This window comes from Acinetobacter tandoii DSM 14970 = CIP 107469, assembly GCF_000400735.1.
Taxonomy (GTDB): Bacteria; Pseudomonadota; Gammaproteobacteria; order Pseudomonadales; family Moraxellaceae; genus Acinetobacter; species Acinetobacter tandoii.
Genome location: NZ_KE007375.1, coordinates 45,275 through 64,768, shown reverse-complemented (window position 1 = coordinate 64,768; position 19,494 = coordinate 45,275). Strand labels below are relative to the sequence as shown.

General features: G+C 39.9%; 20 protein-coding genes. 11 read left to right on the top strand and 9 right to left on the bottom strand.

What is annotated here, in order from left to right:
* Window positions 1-24: 24 nt before the first annotated feature.
* The 4 genes from I593_RS18250 to gatC are packed head-to-tail and all read right to left on the bottom strand — an operon-like array spanning window position 25 to window position 3,604.
* Window positions 25-231, bottom strand: coding sequence for a hypothetical protein (locus I593_RS18250; RefSeq protein WP_016165352.1), 207 nt, complete (start codon window positions 229-231; stop codon window positions 25-27).
* 60 nt (window positions 232-291) lie between these two features.
* Window positions 292-1,758, bottom strand: coding sequence for an Asp-tRNA(Asn)/Glu-tRNA(Gln) amidotransferase subunit GatB (gatB, locus tag I593_RS18245; protein ID WP_016165351.1), 1,467 nt, complete (start codon window positions 1,756-1,758; stop codon window positions 292-294).
* The gene (gatA, locus tag I593_RS18240) at window positions 1,758-3,236 is read right to left on the bottom strand and encodes an Asp-tRNA(Asn)/Glu-tRNA(Gln) amidotransferase subunit GatA (RefSeq protein ID WP_016165350.1); all 1,479 of its coding nucleotides are present in this window, start codon (window positions 3,234-3,236) and stop codon (window positions 1,758-1,760) included. The genes gatB and gatA overlap by 1 nt, the downstream gene beginning before the upstream one ends.
* A 53-nt stretch (window positions 3,237-3,289) precedes the next feature.
* On the bottom strand, window positions 3,290-3,604 hold the full coding sequence (gene gatC, locus I593_RS18235) for an Asp-tRNA(Asn)/Glu-tRNA(Gln) amidotransferase subunit GatC (protein WP_016165349.1): 315 nt from the start codon (window positions 3,602-3,604) through the stop codon (window positions 3,290-3,292).
* 132 nt (window positions 3,605-3,736) lie between these two features.
* Between gatC and I593_RS18230 the strand changes: the two genes are divergently transcribed.
* From I593_RS18230 to I593_RS20690, 6 genes are all read left to right on the top strand, one after another.
* A complete protein-coding gene (locus I593_RS18230; RefSeq protein ID WP_016165348.1) occupies window positions 3,737-4,783 on the top strand; it encodes a rod shape-determining protein in 1,047 nt (348 codons plus the stop codon).
* A 14-nt stretch (window positions 4,784-4,797) separates the two neighbouring features.
* Complete coding sequence (gene mreC, locus I593_RS18225) at window positions 4,798-5,655, top strand: rod shape-determining protein MreC (protein ID WP_016165347.1); 858 nt, start codon at window positions 4,798-4,800, stop codon at window positions 5,653-5,655.
* The gene (mreD, locus tag I593_RS18220) at window positions 5,642-6,133 is read left to right on the top strand and encodes a rod shape-determining protein MreD (protein ID WP_016165346.1); all 492 of its coding nucleotides are present in this window, start codon (window positions 5,642-5,644) and stop codon (window positions 6,131-6,133) included. The genes mreC and mreD overlap by 14 nt, the downstream gene beginning before the upstream one ends.
* Window positions 6,121-6,687 carry a Maf family nucleotide pyrophosphatase gene (locus tag I593_RS18215; protein ID WP_016165345.1) on the top strand — a complete coding sequence of 189 codons (567 nt, stop codon included), beginning with the start codon at window positions 6,121-6,123 and terminating at the stop codon, window positions 6,685-6,687. Before mreD ends, I593_RS18215 begins: the two co-directional genes overlap by 13 nt.
* Window positions 6,688-6,726: 39 nt before the next feature.
* A complete protein-coding gene (gene rng / locus I593_RS18210; RefSeq protein WP_016165344.1) occupies window positions 6,727-8,181 on the top strand; it encodes a ribonuclease G in 1,455 nt (484 codons plus the stop codon).
* A gap of 140 nt (window positions 8,182-8,321) precedes the next feature.
* Window positions 8,322-8,495, top strand: coding sequence for a PA1571 family protein (locus tag I593_RS20690; protein ID WP_016165343.1), 174 nt, complete (start codon window positions 8,322-8,324; stop codon window positions 8,493-8,495).
* A gap of 59 nt (window positions 8,496-8,554) precedes the next feature.
* On the opposite strand, the gene I593_RS18205 is transcribed toward I593_RS20690, so the two are convergent.
* Both I593_RS18205 and I593_RS18200 read right to left on the bottom strand, forming a co-directional pair.
* Complete coding sequence (locus tag I593_RS18205; RefSeq protein ID WP_016165342.1) at window positions 8,555-9,934, bottom strand: WS/DGAT/MGAT family O-acyltransferase; 1,380 nt, start codon at window positions 9,932-9,934, stop codon at window positions 8,555-8,557.
* A 173-nt stretch (window positions 9,935-10,107) separates the two neighbouring features.
* The gene (locus I593_RS18200) at window positions 10,108-10,842 is read right to left on the bottom strand and encodes a phosphoadenylyl-sulfate reductase (protein ID WP_016165341.1); all 735 of its coding nucleotides are present in this window, start codon (window positions 10,840-10,842) and stop codon (window positions 10,108-10,110) included.
* A 201-nt stretch (window positions 10,843-11,043) separates the two neighbouring features.
* On the opposite strand from I593_RS18200, the gene thrH reads away from it, so the two are divergent.
* On the top strand, window positions 11,044-11,661 hold the full coding sequence (gene thrH / locus I593_RS18195; protein ID WP_016165340.1) for a bifunctional phosphoserine phosphatase/homoserine phosphotransferase ThrH: 618 nt from the start codon (window positions 11,044-11,046) through the stop codon (window positions 11,659-11,661).
* Window positions 11,662-11,718: 57 nt separating this feature from the next.
* On the opposite strand, the gene I593_RS18190 is transcribed toward thrH, so the two are convergent.
* The 3 genes from I593_RS18190 to ygfZ all read right to left on the bottom strand — a co-directional run bounded on the left by I593_RS18190 (window position 11,719) and on the right by ygfZ (window position 15,734).
* A complete protein-coding gene (locus I593_RS18190) occupies window positions 11,719-12,939 on the bottom strand; it encodes an OmpP1/FadL family transporter (RefSeq protein ID WP_016165339.1) in 1,221 nt (406 codons plus the stop codon).
* Window positions 12,940-13,274: 335 nt separating this feature from the next.
* A complete protein-coding gene (locus I593_RS18185; protein ID WP_016165338.1) occupies window positions 13,275-14,558 on the bottom strand; it encodes an OmpP1/FadL family transporter in 1,284 nt (427 codons plus the stop codon).
* A 450-nt stretch (window positions 14,559-15,008) separates the two neighbouring features.
* Window positions 15,009-15,734, bottom strand: a complete 726-nt coding sequence (ygfZ, locus tag I593_RS18180; RefSeq protein WP_016165337.1) for a CAF17-like 4Fe-4S cluster assembly/insertion protein YgfZ — start codon at window positions 15,732-15,734, stop codon at window positions 15,009-15,011.
* Between the two features lie 581 nt (window positions 15,735-16,315).
* Between ygfZ and I593_RS18175 the strand changes: the two genes are divergently transcribed.
* The 4 genes from I593_RS18175 (at window position 16,316) to I593_RS18160 (ending at window position 19,400) form a co-directional block, all read left to right on the top strand.
* Window positions 16,316-17,203 (top strand): DMT family transporter, encoded by an 888-nt coding sequence (locus I593_RS18175; RefSeq protein WP_016165336.1) that lies wholly within the window; start codon window positions 16,316-16,318, stop codon window positions 17,201-17,203.
* A gap of 557 nt (window positions 17,204-17,760) precedes the next feature.
* Window positions 17,761-18,324, top strand: coding sequence for a DUF4256 domain-containing protein (locus I593_RS18170; protein ID WP_016165335.1), 564 nt, complete (start codon window positions 17,761-17,763; stop codon window positions 18,322-18,324).
* 42 nt (window positions 18,325-18,366) lie between these two features.
* Complete coding sequence (locus I593_RS18165) at window positions 18,367-18,609, top strand: DUF6868 family protein (RefSeq protein WP_016165334.1); 243 nt, start codon at window positions 18,367-18,369, stop codon at window positions 18,607-18,609.
* A 92-nt stretch (window positions 18,610-18,701) separates the two neighbouring features.
* A complete protein-coding gene (locus tag I593_RS18160) occupies window positions 18,702-19,400 on the top strand; it encodes a DUF1003 domain-containing protein (protein WP_016165333.1) in 699 nt (232 codons plus the stop codon).
* Window positions 19,401-19,494: the final 94 nt, after the last annotated feature.

Here is a 19,494-nt window from a genome sequence, read left to right as displayed (position 1 = left end):
TTTCTAAATGTAAGCAATTGATTATTATATCTTTGTGCGGTTGCTACATAATATCGGAAAATTACGTAAAATTAAAAAAGATTCTTCTTTTAAGTCTTTAAAACGAGTACGAATAGATTCATCCGTATATTCTGTAAAACGGCTAGTATCATATGTTATTGAGATAAGATTATTTTCTAATTCTTCAATTTCATATTCAGCAAAAGATTGTAATAAATTAAAATATGCCATAAAAAACCCCACATGAAGTGAGGTTTTTTATAACATGAAATCAATTGATTAGTGAATTAATCAACCAATCAATTTTTTCATTAATTCATTTACTTGTGCAGGGTTAGCTTTGCCTTTTGCTGCTTTCATCACTTGACCCACAAGACCGTTAAAGGCTTTCTCTTTACCAGACTTGTATTCCTCAACCATCTTCTCGTTGGCTGCAAGCACTTCTTTAATAATCGCTTCAATCGCGCCAGTATCGGTTTCTTGCTTCAAGCCTTTTTCAGCAATAATGGCATCGGCAGTTTTGCCTTCTTCCCACATAAAGCCAAATACTTGCTTCGCAATCTTACCGTTAATGGTATTGTCCACAATACGCGCGATCATGCCGCCCAATTGCTCAGCCGAAACAGGGGAATCCGCCAACTCTAAGCCTGCTTTGTTTAAAGCACCCGAGAATTCGCCCATTACCCAGTTTGCAGACACTTTACCTTGAGCAGCACCACCAGCCGCCTGAACCACGGCTTCATAAAACTCAGACATTTCACGTGTTAGCGTTAACACATGCGCATCGTACTCAGTCACACCAAAGTCAGCTACAAAACGTTCACGACGCGCCGCAGGTAACTCAGGCATGGTCGCTTTGATTGCTTCGATTTGTGCATCTGGAATAATCACAGGCAACAAGTCTGGGTCTGGGAAGTAGCGGTAATCGTTCGCTTCTTCTTTCGAACGCATTGAACGCGTTTCCATTTTCACAGGGTCGAACAAACGCGTTTCTTGATCTACCGTGCCATCCCATTCTAAAATTTCCATTTGGCGTTCAATTTCAACATTGATCGCTTGCTCAATGAAACGGAATGAGTTGAGGTTTTTCAATTCACAACGTGTACCAAAAGGCTGACCCGGACGACGTAAAGACACGTTACAGTCGGCACGGAATGAACCTTCTGCCATGTTACCGTCAGAAATACCTAACCAACGCACCAATGTATGAATCGCTTTAATATAGGCAACTGCTTCTTCAACCGAACGCATGTCTGGCTCAGACACGATTTCAAGTAAAGGTGTACCCGCACGGTTCAAGTCGATGCCCGACATGCCTTCAAACTGGTCGTGAATCGATTTACCTGCATCTTCTTCAAGGTGGGCACGGGTAATACCAATACGTTTGGTCGAGCCATCTTCAAATTGAATGTCGATATGACCCAAGCCCACAATTGGGTTGTCCATCTGGCTAATTTGGTAGCCTTTAGGTGAGTCAGGGTAGAAGTAGTTTTTACGTGCAAACACTGAGGCTTGGTCGATGTAGGCATCAATACCCAAACCAAAACGAATTGCTAAATCTACCACTTGCTTGTTTAAAACAGGCAGTACACCCGGCATTGCCAAGTCAACAAGGCTAGCTTGCGTATTTGGGTCTTGACCGAATTCAGTCGAAGAACCTGAGAAAATTTTAGACTTAGTTGCAAGCTGAGTGTGAATCTCAATCCCGATAACGACTTCCCAACCGTCAATCAATTTCAACTTTTGAGCTTCAGCCATTATGCATTCTCCTCAGCAATTGCCGCGCGTTTGGTGTGCCAATCCGTCACTTGTTGATACTGATGCACGACAGACAATAATTGTGATTCTGACCAGTAGTTACCAATCAACTGCAAGCCAACAGGGAGTTGTGCTTGGTCAAAGCCAACAGGGGCATTGATTGCAGGAAGACCAGCCAAGTTCACCGCAAGCGTGTAAATGTCACCTAAATACATTTCTGTTGGGCTGAGGTTAGCACCAATTTTATATGCAGTTGTTGGTGCAGAAGGTGCAGCAATCACATCAACTTGTTCAAAAGCTTTTAAGAAGTCTTGCTGAATTAAACGACGGACTTTTTGTGCTTTCACGTAATAAGCATCATAGTAACCCGCAGACAACGCATACGTACCAATCAGGATACGACGTTGAACTTCGGCACCAAAACCTTCCGAACGCGAGCGTTTGTATAGGTCTAAAATGTCAGTCGGGTTTTCACAGCGGTAGCCGTAACGTACGCCATCAAAACGAGAAAGATTCGATGATGCTTCGGCAGGGGCAATCAAATAATAGGTCGGTACATAGGCTTCCGTCATGTTGAGATCAATCTCAACCAAAACTGCGCCCATGTCTTCCAGTTTTTTCAACGATTCTTCAACACGTGCTTTTACTTCGGCATCTAAACCTGCCACGTTGAAGTATTGTTTTGGAATACCAATGCGTAAGCCTTTGACTGCGGTTGCATTTAAGTTGGCAACGTAGTCATCGACATCTTTTTCAACAGAAGTTGAGTCTTTCGCATCGTGACCAGCCATGACATTCATGAGGTAAGCACAGTCTTCAGCCGAACGTGCCATTGGTCCGCCTTGGTCCATTGATGATGCATAAGCAATCATGCCGAAACGCGAAACACGGCCATAGGTCGGTTTTAAACCCGTTAAACCACAGAAAGATGCAGGTTGGCGAATTGAACCGCCTGTATCTGTACCTGTTGAAAACGGTGCAAGATCAGCCGCCACAACTGCCGCAGAACCACCCGAAGAGCCACCTGGCACGTGCTCTAAATTCCATGGATTTTTCGTTGCGCCATAAAAAGGGTTTTCAGAAGTTGAACCCATGGCAAACTCGTCCATGTTCACTTTACCTAAAGTCACCAAACCTGCGGCTTTGCCTTTGGCAACCACAGTTGCATCATAAGGTGAGATAAAGTTATCCAACATTTTTGAGCCCGCAGAGGTTTTAATGCCCTGAGTACAAAAAATGTCTTTATGTGCAATCGGAACACCTGTGAGCGTACTTGCTGTGCCTGCTTTAATCGCAGCATCCGCAGCGTCTGCTTGAGCCAATGCTTGTTCAGCAGTCACAGTGATATAAGAATTTACCTGCGTATCAATTTTTTCAATACGTTTTAAATAATGTGCAGTCAGTTCGCGAGAGGAGAATTGAGCTTGTGCCAAACCCTCAGCAAGTTCACGAATCGATAAGCGGTGTAAATCGGTCATGAGAAATAATTCTTTACGTTTAATTTAAAAAAAATGGTTCAACTGAGTGAAAATTATTCAATCACACGTGGTACAAGGTACAAGCCAGCTTCGGTTGCAGGTGCAACAGCTTGATATTCTTCACGATGATTCTGTTCAGTCACCACGTCTTCACGTAACGGCTGTGGATTGTCGAAAGGGCTTTTCAATGGTTCAACACCTTCGGTGTCGATGCCTTTTAAGGTTTCCATCATGCCTAAAATTTTGTTTAGACTTTGAGCATATTCAGCAGATTGCGCATCATCTAGCGACAAACGAGCAAGATTGGCGATTGCTGAAACGGTTTGAGCATTTAAATCTGCTGAATGCTGAGCATCCGATGTAGACATAACATCACCTAATCAGTATTAAAAAATTTCAAAATATCGTGCGTTATAATAAGCGATTGACTTGTTCAAAGCATCACATTTAGTTAAAGTTGCGACCTTGCGTCCACATAAAGTTAAACTGAGAACGACCCCGTGATTCTAAAACGACTAATTGGCTTGTTTTCGCCAGACCTCGCCATTGATTTAGGTACAGCAAATACACTTATTTATGCACCAGGACGAGGCATTATATTAAATGAACCGACAGTTGTGGCTATTCGTCACAGTGGTTCACAAAAAATTGTTGCCGCTGTTGGTCTTGATGCGAAGCAAATGCTTGGTCGTACGCCTGCGAACATCTCTGCAATTCGCCCAATGAAAGACGGTGTAATTGCTGATTTTGAAGTGACTGAAACCATGCTGAACCAGTTTATTGGTAAAGTGCATGAAAAGCGTTTATTCCCACCTGCACCACGTGTTGTGGTGTGTGTTCCATGTAAATCGACATTGGTTGAACGTCGTGCAATTCGTGAGGCTGTATTCAATGCAGGTGCACGTGATGTCCGTTTAATTGAAGAACCGATGGCTGCTGCAATTGGTGCAGGTTTACCTGTGGAACAAGCTTGCGGTTCAATGGTGGTTGATGTGGGTGGTGGTACAACTGAAATTGCGATTATTTCATTGCAAGGTTGTGTCTATGCTGACTCTTTACGTGTTGGTGGTGATGTGTTTGATGAACAAATCATTAACTATGTACGTAAAGCACATGGCTGCGTGATTGGTGAAACCACCGCAGAAAACATCAAGAAAGAAGTGGGCATGGCTTTACCAGATGAAAATGGTAAAACTTTGGAAATTGAAGTTCGTGGTCGTAACTTGGCAGAAGGTGTGCCGCGTGCCATTACAGTTACTTCAGACGAAATTACCCAAGCGATTTCAGATCCTTTACAAAGCATTGTTTCAGCAGTCAAATCTGCGTTGGAACAAACGCCACCTGAATTATCTTCAGATATTGCAGAGCGCGGCATTGTATTGACGGGTGGTGGTGCATTGCTACGTAACCTTGACAAATTATTGGCTCAGGAAACTGGTTTACCAGTCGTAGTCGCAGAAGACCCTTTAACTTGTGTCACTCGTGGTGGTGGTAAAGTTTTAGAATTCTTTGATAATCCAAATCACGACATGTTATTCGTTGGTTAATTAAGGATTTGGCTGTGCAAACAAATTTGTTTTCTAGGCAGCCCCCATCATTTCGCTCCTTTATCATTGCGGTTGTAACATGTTTGGTGGTGCTATTTTTTAACTGGCGCTTACCACATGTGATACAGCCAGCAAGAGATGTCTTGTATGCGGCATATAATCCCATTTATGCCTTAGCGAGCTATCCTGTATTGTCTAGCGAATGGTTGACACAGCAGACCAAGTCTGAGGCACAATTGCGTCGTGAAAACACGGCCATGCAGGCGGAGTTGTTACAAGCCCAAGTACGTTTGCAAAAACTATCAGAGCTTTCTGCTGAAAATACACGTTTACGTGGTTTGCTTGATACACCTTTAATTATTGATGGTCGTATGGAAATTGCTGAAGTCATTGGGACGGATGCGGACCCATTACGTCATATTATTGTGATTAACCGAGGTTCAACCAACAACTTGAAAGTTGGACAGACGGTATTAGACGATAAAGGCATTATGGGACAAATCATCAATGTATATCCACACAGTAGTCGTGTCATGTTGCTTTCTGATAAAGATCATTCTTTATCGGTACGTTTAGAGTATACGGGGATGCGTGCTATCGTTTCGGGTACAGGTGATTTAGGACATCTGAAAATGGAATACGTTCCAACCAGTGCCAATATTAAGGTGGGTGAAAAAGTGTATAGCTCAGGTTTGGGGGCGCATTTTCCAGCAGGATATTTGGTCGGTACAGTGTCTAAAGTGAGTCGACATACAACGGGTGAGTTTGCACAAATTGATGTGGTTCCTGCGGCACAGTTAGCCAGTGGTCATCATGTTGTGGTGCTGTTTTCCGACTCATTAGCGATGGAGCAACCACATGCCAATCGCTAAGTTACGTCAAGAAAAACGTCAAGATCCATTATTCCCAATCATTTTTTCAGTAATCATTGCCTCTGTGCTAATGGTTTATCCATTGGCCTATGCTGTTTCTGGCTGGCGTCCATTGTTTATGATGATGGTGATGCTGTTTTGGGTGCTATGTCAGCCTACGTGGTGTGGTGTCTGGTTTGCCTTTGGTACAGGTATTTTTGTCGATTTACTGATGGATGCCCCACTAGGATTAAATGCATTGTGTTTTGTAGTGATCAGTTTTGTTGCGCGGTTTTTGATTCGTGAACGCCGTGTACTGACTTTTGCCAATCTGTGGGTCATTGCAGCACTGGCCATTTTAGCTTACCTGTTTATGATGTGGGTGGCACAAATTATGGGGGGCATTCAGTTCTCTTTTGCCCGACATTGGCAACCATTACTCACCAGTGTTCTGGTGTGGCCATTGGTTTATTTTGTGCTGAAAAAATGGCGCGTTTAGTCCTTGCCTCTAGTTCTCCGAGACGTCGTGAGCTGCTTCAGCAGCTCGGCCTAGACTTTTCAATTTATAGCCCTGAGATTGATGAAAATGTGCTTGAGGGTGAAATTGCAGCAGATTATGTTCACCGTTTAGCGTGTGAAAAAGCAGCAGCAGTACAACAACATTTTCCAGATGCCGTTATTATTGCCGCAGACACCAGTTTAAGTGTCGATGGTGAAATTTTAGGGAAACCCGAATCTAAAGCACATGCCTTTGAAATGTGGGCAAAAATATCGGGCAGAAAACATGATGTATTTTCTGGGGTATGTGTACGCACATCAGCACAAATTTCAAGTATAGTGGTGCGTACCCAAGTCGAATTTCAAGTGCTGAGCCTAAAAGACATGGAAGCGTATTGGGCGACAGGGGAACCCGAAGGGAAAGCGGGAGCTTATGCTATACAAGGGCTGGCTTCGCGTTATATTCCCCGTATTGAAGGCAGTTATACCAATGTAGTTGGTTTGCCGTTACATGAGACAGTCGAGTTATTCAAAGCCATTAAGGTTTTAAATTAATGGTGAAACAAAAATTTTTATAATGTTTTGAGTCTTATTATGTCTGACGAGTTACTGATTAATGTCACACCGATGGAGTGTCGTGTGGCGTTAATTCAAAACGGTACAGTCAACGAGTTATATGTTGAACGTACTGTAAAACGGGGTTTGGTAGGAAATATTTATAAAGGCAAAGTCGTTCGCGTTTTGCCAGGGATGCAGGCCGCTTTTGTCGATATTGGTCTGTCCCGCACCGCTTTTTTACACATCAATGATATGGTTTGGCCACGTAATCAGCCGATTCCCAATGTTTTTGAATTATTACAGCCTGGGCAAATTCTGACAGTTCAGGTCATGAAAGATATGTTGGGAACTAAAGGCGCGCGTTTAAGTACGGATCTTTCTATTCCTTCGCGTTATTTGGTACTCATGCCTTTTGGCAATCATATTGGTGTATCACAAAGAATTGAATCAGAAGAAGAACGCGAGCGTTTACGTTCTATTATTGAGAAAATTCAGGCCCAACACGAATTACCAGGTTCAGTCATTGTACGTACTGCTGCCGAAGGGATTGATGAAGCTTCAATTGCGCAGGATATGGCGTATTTAGCAAAGTTGTGGGAATACATCCAACGTAAACAAAAAATTATTGCGGTACCTTCTCTTATTTTTGAAGAATTACCCTTACCACAACGTATTATTCGTGATTTAGCGAATGAAAATACTGTAAAAATTTCGGTTGACTCACGTGAAATTCATGCCAAATTGCAGGAATTTGTGGCTGAGTTTGTGCCAAATATGCAGAGTCGTTTGATTCACTATCCTGGTGAGCGTCCGATTTTTGACTTATATAATGTTGAAGAAGATATTCAGAAAGCATTACAAACTCGTGTTGCCTTAAAGTCGGGTGGTTATTTAATGATTGACCAAACCGAGGCTATGACCACAATTGATGTCAATACCGGCTCTTATGTGGGCGGTAGAACACTAGAAGATACTGTGTTTAAAACCAATATGGAGGCAACACAGGTCATCGCACGCCAATTACGCTTACGTAACTTGGGTGGCATTATCATTATTGACTTTATTGACATGCAGGAGGCTCAACATCGTGAAGAAGTGATGAATCAGTTCGAGCGTATGTTGGAGCGAGACCATGCCAAGACTAAAATTACTCAGGTTTCGGAGTTAGGTCTGGTTGAAATGACGCGTAAGCGTACCCGAGAGTCATTAGAACATTTGTTATGTGAATCTTGTCCGACGTGTCAGGGACGTGGTTATGTTAAAACAGCAGAGACGGTATGTTACGAAATCTTTCGAGAAATCTTACGATATACCCGAGCTTTTGAATCTCAGAGTGGCTTTACTGTTGTCGCACATCCTTCTGTGATTGATCGCTTACTTACGGCAGAAGCGCCAGCTGTGGCGGATTTAGAGCATTTCATTAATCGCGTGATTAAATTTCAGGTGGAAAATTTATATACGCAAGAGCAATACGATATCATTCTAAGCTGAAATTGTAACAGGATGTCGTTAAACACTTGTTACAACTGAAATTTTACTTTCGAGCTAGTTTTTTCAATACTACTCATACCAAGTAGCCAAACTAAATTTTCATTTTTGGGGAATTTGGTCTTAGCAAGAAGAGGTGTGAAATGGGCATGAGTGAAAAAATTATCAAACAAGGTATCAAGCACGTGCTAGATAATAAAAACGTACATACGGGTTATATCGTAGACGAACAAGGCAAAGAAACTCAAATTACAACGGCCATGGTTCGTTCGGTTTGTCATCAGCTACTGAAACAGTGTCGCAGTATTAAAGCTTAAGGGGCTCATGTGAAGCCCCTTAATTTATTCTACTTAATTTTTGTCATCAGTTTCTGCGGTTAACTCACCGCCTTCAACTTTGGGCTTTTAACCCCAACAATACTTTCAAATCGTTGAATTTCTTCTTCCAAGTGCGTTAATAAGTTTTGCATTTTCGGTAATGCGACACGGCACGCCGTGAGTCCAACCTCAAGCTTATCTAAATAGCTGGTCATGGTAATATTGAGAGCTTGACCATCTAAAACAATTGATGCTGGATAAAGTGCATCGAGTTTCGCGCCATTCCAATATAAAGGTTCACGTGGACCAGGCACATTAGAAATAACCAAATTGAATGCCTGACGTTTCGGCATTAAACCAGAGGCAATATTCAAGCCTGCTGCACCATAAACAAATGCACTGTAGTTCATGATCTGGTTAGAGTTCATGCGTTTAAAACGTTCTTTTGCATTCAGAACACTACGACGAATAATCTGCAAACGTTCTAAAGGATCTTCTTTATGCGTACCTAAATTCGCCAAAATCATGGTAATTCGATTTGATACTTCTGAATCATCATCACGAATGGAAGCAGGAACCATGGCAACTAAAGGTTTCTTTGGTAGAGCATTTTGACTCAGTAAATATTCACGTAATGCACCAGAGCAAATCGCCAACACCACATCATTAATCGTGACGTTTAAAGCTGATGCAATATGACGTAGACGATCAAACTCAAAAGATTGGGCAGCAAAGCGACGTGATGAGCTAACACGTTGATTTAAAATGCTGCTTGGCGCTTGGAAGCTAGAGACATAGTCTGGATTACGTCCCATATCTTTCATGACTGTTTGGGAAAGTTCACGCATCACGATAGGCGTTGCTTCTACTTGTTGTTTCAACCCCGTAATGATTTTTTTCATACGGCTGACTTTTGCTTCTTTTAAACGTTTGGCACGAGGACCTTCGACACACCATGGTGGCACAATGCTTTTAGCGTGTGGGTCATGCGAAAGTGATTTTTCGACCAGACGCATGCCCGCAATACCATCCACCATAGCATGATGAATTTTAAAATACATGGCAAAACGATTGCCTTCGATACCTTCAATGATGCAACACGTCCATAAAGGCTTGGCTCGATCAATCAGTGCACTATGCTCTTGAGAGATATAAGTCAGTAATTCTCGAATACGTCCGGGATGAGGTAAGGCAATGTGACGAAAATGATGATCAAGATCGAATTCTTCATCTTCATCCCATAATAGGCCATTCAATTTATTATTAAATGGTGGAACAGGAATGGATTTCGAGCTGCGAATATCTGCAACCAAATCTTGTAGAAAAGTTTCAGGTGCATGTTCAGGAATTTGAAAAAGAAATAATCCCCCAACGTGCATAGGTTGCTGCCGTTTTTCTAATGTTAAAAAGATAAAATCAATAGGGTGTAATGGGCGCATAGTGTCGATTGCCTCACTGCAATTTCTATGGTGACTCCTTTCTGAGTCACATTGTTAGAATTATAAAACTTGATTTGAGTATAGCGCCTTTTACCTAGAAAAGTTACGGCTTTATGTGTCCATCAATCTGAAAAAAAGCCACTGAATAGTTCAGTGGCTTTGGCTTGACAAAATTATTTTGCTAAATTGCCAGCATGTAATCCGCATTCTTTGTGTGTGGCTTCTTCCCACCACCAACGGCCTTCACGCTCATGCTGATTAGGTAATACAGGTCGCGTACACGGTTCACAGCCAATTGAAATAAAACCACGCTCATGTAGCGGATTATATGGAACTTCCATCATACGGATATAGCTCCATACTTCGGCACTTGACCAGTTTGCTAAAGGATTGTATTTAATTAACTGTTTGCCAGGGCCAGAAAAACCAACATCAGATTGAATGACTGGAATTTCAGTACGTGTCCCTGGGCTTTGGTCTTTACGCTGACCTGTAATCCAACCATCCAAAGTCGCCAGTTTTTTGCGTAAAGGTTGTACCTTACGAATACCACAGCATTCTTTATGGTCATCTTGGTAAAAACTGAATAACCCTTTTTCATTGACGAGCGCTTGAACTGCTTCAGATTCTGGGAAACAGATTTCGATCTTAATATTATAATGTTTCCGCACAGTTTCAATAAATTGATAGGTTTCTGGGTGCAAACGGCCCGTGTCTAAACTAAAAACACGGAATGGTTTACCCAGATTGGCTGCCATATCAATCAGTACAACATCTTCAGCGCCAGAAAAAGAAATGGCAATTTCACCTTCTTGATTCAGTGCGAGTTCTAAAATTTCACTTGGAGATTTATCAGCATATTCAGATGCAAGCGCATCAATATGATCGATAGTAGGGATAGTAGTCATTAGAGTTCCTGGCTATAGGCTTGGAGACTTCAAAACCTATATTAAAAGATTTTGAAAATATTCTAATTGAATTGAATATTTCTACTTAGCATTAAAAAATAAATGCTTATGAAAAAAATAGATTTAAAAAACAGCAATTACTGAATCATAAGTTGATGCTATTATAGTCCAAATTTTTTTCATAGACAGTTGGGAGTATTCATGGAAGTTGTATGTCTAGATTTAGAGGGTGTGTTAGTTCCAGAAATTTGGATTAACTTTGCGAAAAAAACTGGAATTAAAGCGCTAGAAGCGACAACACGTGATATTCCTGATTACGATGTGTTAATGACACAACGTTTAGATCTTTTAAAGCAACATAATTTAGGCTTGGATGATATTCAAGAAGTCATTGCGGAAATGGGACCATTTCCAGGTGCAAAAGAATTTGTAGAATGGGTGAGTACGCATTTCCAGCTTATTATTCTTTCAGACACTTTCTATGAGTTTGCACATCCGTTGATGAAACAATTGGGTTGGCCAACTATTTTCTGTCATAAGTTAGAAACAGATGAGCAGGGGATGATTTCTGCTTATAAATTACGTCAACCTGACCAGAAGCGTCAGGCAGTTAAAGCACTTCATGGTTTGAACTTCCGTGTGATTGCGGCAGGTGATTCATATAATGACACCACAATGCTAGGCGAAGCAGATCATGGTTTCTTGTTTGATGCGCCAGAAAATGTGATTGCTGAGTTTCCACAATTCCCAGCAATCAACGGTTATGATGCGTTAAAAGAAGCCATTCGTAAGGCATCTGTACGTGATATTCCTGCTTAATCCTATAAAATTAAACAAAAAAGACGGACTTAAAGTCCGTCTTTTTTATTGCAAAGATTAGAATTTGTAGCCTAAATTCAAACCATATGCGATGGCATTGTTGTCAGTGAATGTTCCTGCTGCAGAATGAGCACCTGTTACGGCATCTGCATCACCTAACCAGTAATATTTTACGCCCGCACCAATGAAGTAGTTTTCTGCTGGAGAGAAACGTACACCTGTTCCAACACTCCAAAAGCCTTCAGTTGGGCCAAGTGTAGTCACAGGGTTTCCTGCACCAGAGTCCCAGCCTACGGATACATTGGCACCCCAACGATCACTAAATTTACGTCCCAAACCAACAGTTGCCGAAATTTGATCATCTTTATAGTCAATCAAATTAAAGCCATTTGGTTTATTAGCTACAAGTCCAGCTTGCCCTAAGACTTGAGACAGTTTTCCAAAGTTATATGGTTGAACTTTGAAGTTTGACCAGTCTACCCAACGTACATTGGCAAATGCCACAGTATTGGTCATGATGCCTGTTTGGAAATCGACATTGACAGATTGAGGGGTGGTTAATTCTGTTTCACCACTTGAGGCATTTAATGCGGTCATGACACCATCAAGTTTTGCATTACCAGTTAAACCCGCAAGCCCAAAATGCTCATAAGCATTCATTTTATGTTTAATTTCAGCGCGATAGGTTACTGATGCTTTCAATGCAATTTCAGGAATTTGATATGCAACACCTGCTAACCAGCCTACAGATTCATCTTCACCCGTTCTAAAATCATAACCATTAAGAACACTATAGGTTGTACCACGAAGCAAGACCGTTCCATCTACCGTTTGATACACTGCCCCAGCATACAGGTTCCAGTTTTCATTCGGTTGATAACCTACTAATAAATTTAAGTTTTGAGTATCAACAACAACAGATGTACCACCTTTAAAGGGAACAGGACGATTTTCTACAAAACCACTATTCCCAGAATATTCGGCATCTGCGCCATAGGGTTGGTCGTAGATCAAACCAACAGAGAAATGATCAGTTGCTTGGATTTTCAAAGCTGCATGAGGGAAGTAATAGTCACCAGCCATGTCACCCGTATTTTTATTGTCTTTGTCTTTGCCTGAAACATCTGGATCAAGTATAGAAATACCTGCTTCAAAGTAGTTTCCTGGTTGTAGGAAAGCTGCAATAGATTGACCAGAGCGATCAAGGCCCGCTGCAAATGTAGAAGTAGTAGGAATAAGACAGAGTAAAATTGCTTTTTTAAGAGCTGTAAGCTTCATGGATATTTTCCCTGATATCGCTTTGTAACTAAAAGTTAAGGGAAGGTAACACAAATAAAAAAAGAGTAAATGCACTATGCCGTTTATTAATTGAACTAGCTCATACACAAAAAGTACTTGAATAGAGTAAAAATACTAATGATACGTGTGTATATTAATGATTTATATATAAAAAAATAGAGTAATTAGTTTAATTGTAGAATCATTTAAGTGAAAAATTAAATGTTTAATTTAGAAACACTTGGCTAAGTTTAGTAGATATTGTGATTTAAGAAATGATACTTTTTGCCAAAAAAAGACCATCCAGAAGGATGGTCTTTTGAGGCATGTATGAATTAGAAGCGGTAGCCGATTTTTAAACCATATGTAAGTGCATCATTGTCAGAAAAGTCTGCTACATAATTTGATGTACCAAATTGTGCGCCAGTTTGTGCTTTAGCATCACCTAACCAGAAGTATTTCACACCACCAGCAATGAATGTTGCAGGAGTAGGGCTGTATTGAACACCTAGGCCAAGGTTCCAATAACCTTCTGTTGGACCTAGTGTTGTTACAGGATTACCAGCACCAGAATCCCAACCTACAGATACATTACCTGCCCATTGTTCATTCAGTTTACGACCTACACCGACATTCGCAGACCATTGATCATCACTGTAAGCAACTAAGTCAAATCCATTTGGATAACCTGGAGTTTTTCCTGCTGCTACACCAAATGCATAAGGGCGAATTGCGAAGTCTTTCCAATTTACCCAACGCACATTCGCAAAAGCTACAGTATTTGCCATAACTCCAGTTTGGAAATCAAGGTTAACAGATTGCGGTGTAGTCACATCTGTATCACCTGTAGCACTTACACCCGCTAATGCAGGATTGTTCATAATAGCGGAAAGAGTTCCTGTACCAATAGAAGATTCTTCTATTCCGACACTATGTTCAACTTCAGAACGGTAGGTAACAGATGCTTTCAAGGCAATTTCAGGAATTTGGTAGGCAAAACCAGCTAACCATCCTGTCGCACTGTCTTCACTAATATCAGCATTATATCCTCCGAATCCTGCAGCTCCGCCATATGCTAAACCACGAAGTTTTACATGTCCTTTTATTGTCTGGTAAACACCACCACCATAAATATTAAAGTTTTCATTCGGTTGGAAGCCCACGATCATGGCAATGTTTTGGGTTTTAACTTCAACATTGGTTGATTCTTTGCCATTATGAAATAAGCCCACACCTCCTAAGGCAGCAGAACCAGTATCTGATAGAGAATAAGTTGCATCAGCTCCAAATGGTTGGTCATAAATTAAACCAAAAGAAAAATGATCAGTTACTTGTAATTTTAGTGCAGCACTTGGGAAATAATAATCATCCCCCATGTCTCCAAGGCTTGTATTTTGTAATCCAACAACATTCGCTGGTACTGCTGGACTTGGTGTATATCCAGAACGAACCTTCCCTGAAACGTTTGGATCAAGTGCAGAAAGGCCTGCTTCAAAATAGTTGCCAGGTTGTAAGAAGGCAGAAATTGATTGTCCTGAACGGTCGAGTGCTGCAGCAAATGCTCCAGCGGTTGGTAATGCTGCGAGAATCATTGCGGTAGTTAGAGCTTTTAATTTCATTCTTTCATCTTCCCTTGAGGTACACGATTTTTATGCATGTTGAATCATGCTTTTGTTAATTCTGGAATTTTTGGTAAGTCCGACCAAAATCATATTGTTACTCCATGTGACAAAAATAACACAATTAAAATAAGAGTAAATGCTCTAGTAGAACTGATTAGTTCAAAAAAACGGCTAAATAGAGTAAAAATTCTATATTTTTAAAATGGTTTTATTTTAAATGGCTGAAATATATAAATTTAATTTAGGCATTATTTGATTTTTGAATAAATGTAATTGAATAAAAAATAACCAAAAATAGGGATTGTGTAATCATATTGGCTGGAATAACTTGAGAACGACTCAGAACTTAAAATATTTATAAATATTTATTTTTTATATTATTTTTATGAGTTTTAAAAAGATCGTATATGTGATTCATATACGATCTAGAAATATATTTAAACGTAATTATTGAACTGGTCTTGCAACATCACCATTCAATTTTTCAGGCAGGTCTAAAATTTGTGCGTCTAACTCAGTAATTGCAGTTGGTTTTGCAACGACTAGTGCTTTATAGCCCTCAGGTGTCGAGATGCTATTGACTACTTCCACATCTTTGTTAAGTTGACTCGCAGGGGCTGGTGCTTCACCGTGTCCTTGAACCAAATGTAACCAATGTTTTGGTTTTGCTTTAAACCATAGGCGCGCCACAATTTCTTGACCAAGGTAGCATCCTTTATCGTAGTGAACACCTTCACGTTGATGTAAGCGTAATTCTTGGGGTTGGAATATATGTTCAGAAGCTTGGCAAATCCAAGCTTGTCCAGTTTGAATCGCTTGTAATTGCCAAGTTTGAATATCGGTTTCTGAGGTTGAAAATTCCGTATGAATATCGACAACTGTTGGAAATACGATGCCAACAGGTTCGAGTTTCATTTTCGAGAACGCGCCAAATTTTCGAATATGTTTGGCAAACTCCTCACTTTGATCGAGTGTGGTCACAATTTCAAAACTTTCATTATTTATTTTTTTCAGCCATAAGCCAAAATGAATTCGACCTTTAAGATCACAAATTGCGGTATAGCGAGTTTGGTTTTCAATTAGACGTTCTACGTGAACGGTGACTTGACCTTGTAGAAATTTTTGCGCGTCTACGCCATTAAGGGTGAAAGCCGTAAATGCAAGAGTACTCATGAAATGCTCACTTCGACAATTTATAGAAGAATTAATTCATTTGATTTTCCACTATTTTGCTTGAAATTGCACATCTGCTTTACAGTAAAAATTGAAAAGCAAGAGATTAAAAAATTCTTGGTATTTTTTTGGATATAGGGCAATGCTTGAATAACCGTAGGGATCGGCTATTTAAAAAAGAAGCAGTACGAGTTGAGCTTAGTTATTAAGCTCTTAAATAAGTTAGCTTCAATTCAATTTTTACTAATCACCGTGACCAAATGAAAGGTCTTTATACATTTAAAAGTCACAGGTATCTTTGTTAAAAGTGGGCTATGTCATTCAATTATGTATTCAAAGCTAGAGTTTAATTGCTCTTGCTTTTGAAGCTAGCTTTTCAGATCAAGCACATTACACGCGAACCTTAGGTTGTCTAGTTGATTTACACTCCTCTATCTTGAAAACCAATATGGTTTTTATTCGTTAGATTTTCGCCTTGCCGCAGAAGCAACATACATCAGTTAAATCAATCGAAACTAAAGCTCGAAAAGTGAATTTGAAGCGAGTAAATTAACCACCGAGTTAAAGATGAAGTTAGAGCTATGGCAATTGCTTGGGTATTATTCACAATTATGGCTGCATTTATGCAGGCGTGGCGTAATGCTTTTCAAAAGCAACTCAGTAGCACAGTTGATGTGTATGGAACTACCTTAGCGCGTTTTCTCTTTTCTCCAATCTTTGCCTTAAGTTACCTTGCAATTTTATATCACCAACAACCTACCACAGCGGTTGTGAGTTTTTCGACACATTTTTGGCTATATATTGTGATTGCAGGTGTGAGTCAGATCTATGCAACTGCATTAATGGTGAAATTATTTCAACAAAAAAATTATGCGATTGGGATTGGTTTGGCAAAAAGCGAAGCCATTTTGGCAGCTTTAATTGGCGTGTTGTTTTTACAAGAACACTTAACGGTTTGGGGATGGTTCGGGGTACTAGTAGGTGCAATCGCCGTATTCTTTCTAAGTAAAGGAAATAATCAGAGCACACTCTCTTTCAAAACTTTAGTGATTGGATTAGGCAGTGGATTATGTTTTGCAATTACCTCTTTATTGGTACGTGAAGCCAGTTTAGAACTTGTAATGCTGCCATTTTTGCACCGTGCGGCGTGGGTGTTATGTATTTTAATTAGCTTTCAATGTGTGATTTTATTGTTGTACCTCGGTTTATTTAGCAGAAAAACCTTGTACCACATGGGGCAGCGTATGGGACTGACTTTTAAAGTTAGTTTATGTAGTTTCTTGGCATCTTTAGGTTGGTTTAGTGCCATGAGTATGCAGACCGTGGCTTTAGTGAAAACCTTAGGGCAAATTGAAATTCTATTTAGTTTATTGATTTCTGCATATTTCTTTAAAGAAAAATTAGCTCGTTCCGATCATTTGGGACTTTTTTTAGTCATTTTGGCAGCCATTATGGTGATTTGGGCATAATTTTAGATTTATTGGAGTTGGCTTGGTAAAAAAACGCAAAATATACATAAAAGTGAAATTAAAAGTTGATTAAAATTTATTAAATGGAAATTAATTCTCTATATTTCTATTATCGTGGGAAATATATTTAAAAAAAATAAAAAAATCTAGTTTTTAGGAAAACAATCCCAGTTGAATCTGCCTACACTATATCTCAAGGGTGTGATGGGGATCGGAAAGAGTAGATTGCTACCAGTTGCGTACAACGTGAGTGTAGTGCTTACCCAAAAGGTCTCGATTCGGCTTAGGACGCTATAAACCAAAAGTTTATAGGCACAAGGTTATGATTTACAAAGTCATGGTTGTTGAAGTAAACCACGGATGTTTTCCCTTGACACCCTAAAAATTTTTTAGAATAAAATCGAATAACAATATAATTTTAATAATATTTTAACCTCTTATTTATATTCCCTTTACTTGTTTACATCATTTACAAATTAAGACGATGTTTTTTATCTCGTTCAGTAACATGATAAGAGCAGGTTCTGAAAAATAATGTCATAAAAAGAAGAGCAGAGATGAGCTATCACAACTTAGATCTGCCATTGGATGATCAGCAACTTTTTACCCGTTTACAACAACGTTTCGAGCAGCATGTTTTAAGGCATCCCCATCTCAAATGGAGTGAAGTGTTATCCAAACTTCAAGCACAACCTAAAAAAATTCAAAGTTTGCACTGGATGGAGCAAACAGGGGGCGAGCCTGATCTTATTCAATTTGAACAAAACAGCGATGAATATTATTTTGTTGATTGTGCAGAGGAAAGCCCCATAGGTCGTCGTAGTTTATGTTATGACGCAGAAGCCTTGGCTGCTCGAAAGCAGAATCCGCCACAAGACAGTGCGCTGCGTTTGGCAGAGGTGATGGGCACATTACTCCTGACAGAACAGCAATATCGTGAACTACAAAAATTGGGGAATTTTGACCAAAAAACATCAAGTTGGGTGAATACACCTGATGCTATTCGGTCTTTGGGCGGAGCATTGTTTTGTGACCGTCGCTATGGTCAGGTGTTTACTTATCATAACGGGGCTGAATCTTATTATGCTGCGAGAGGTTTTCGTGTTGGGCTAAAGCTTTAGCTTATTACATTGTGATTGAAGCTGAGTATAGGAGTGATAAACATGGATATGGAATTATTACGGCAAGTGTTGGGTTGGTCTTTAGTCCTCAATTATCTCATTTTATTGATTTGGTTTTTGGTTTTTATCAATGCCCGAACATGGATGAAAAGTTTACATGGTCGTTGGTTTAATCTTAATGAACAGACTTTTGATGCAATTCATTATGCTGCGATGGCAGTCTATAAAATTCTAATTATGGTGTTTAATTTGGTTCCATTTATTATTTTATCTTTTCTAGATTAAATTGAACATTCTTGTTATTACAGGAGTTGTAGTCGCTTCATTTGCATAGAAAATTGTTATGATGGAGTCAAAATAGAAAACGAATTAAAAAGATGACAGATAGACAAAATCAAACGTGTGCAGTGTGCAAAAAGTCATTTCCTTATAAAGCATTGGTCTCTGGCCATATTATTCGTGATGTGATCAGTGATGAGATTAAAAAAGATGAACCAGATTGGTCCTCAGACAGTTTTATTTGTCGACCCGATTTGACCCATTATCGCATCCAATATGTACATTCGTTGTTGAAATCTGAAAAAGGCGAGCTGACCGATTTAGAGCGTGAAGTGATTAGCAGCATGCAACGGCATGAACTCATCACTAAAAACATTGAAACTGAGTTTGATCAAAACTGGACATTGGGCGAGAAATTAGCAGATAAAATTGCCAGTTTTGGTGGCAGTTGGACGTTCCTGATTTGTTTTGGCATGTTTTTAGTGCTTTGGATTCTTTTAAATACAGTGGTGTTATGGGTACATCCAGTTGACCCGTATCCTTTTATTTTACTAAATTTGGTTTTGTCATGTTTGGCGGCCATACAGGCCCCGATTATTATGATGAGTCAAAATAGACAGGAAGCCAAAGACCGGTTACGTTCGCAGCATGATTACCAGATTAATCTCAAAGCGGAATTAGAAATTCGACACCTGCATGAAAAAATGGATCATTTGCTGTTGCATCAATGGGAAAGGCTGACACAAATTCAAGAAATTCAGTTAGATTTGCTGACAGAAATGAATAAGCATCGCTAAATATTTGTCGATTTTTTAATGGAGAAAGTATCACTTTTGGATAAATGAAATGACAAAAAGCAGAAAAATTGACAGCATCCTGTTGGCTTGATAT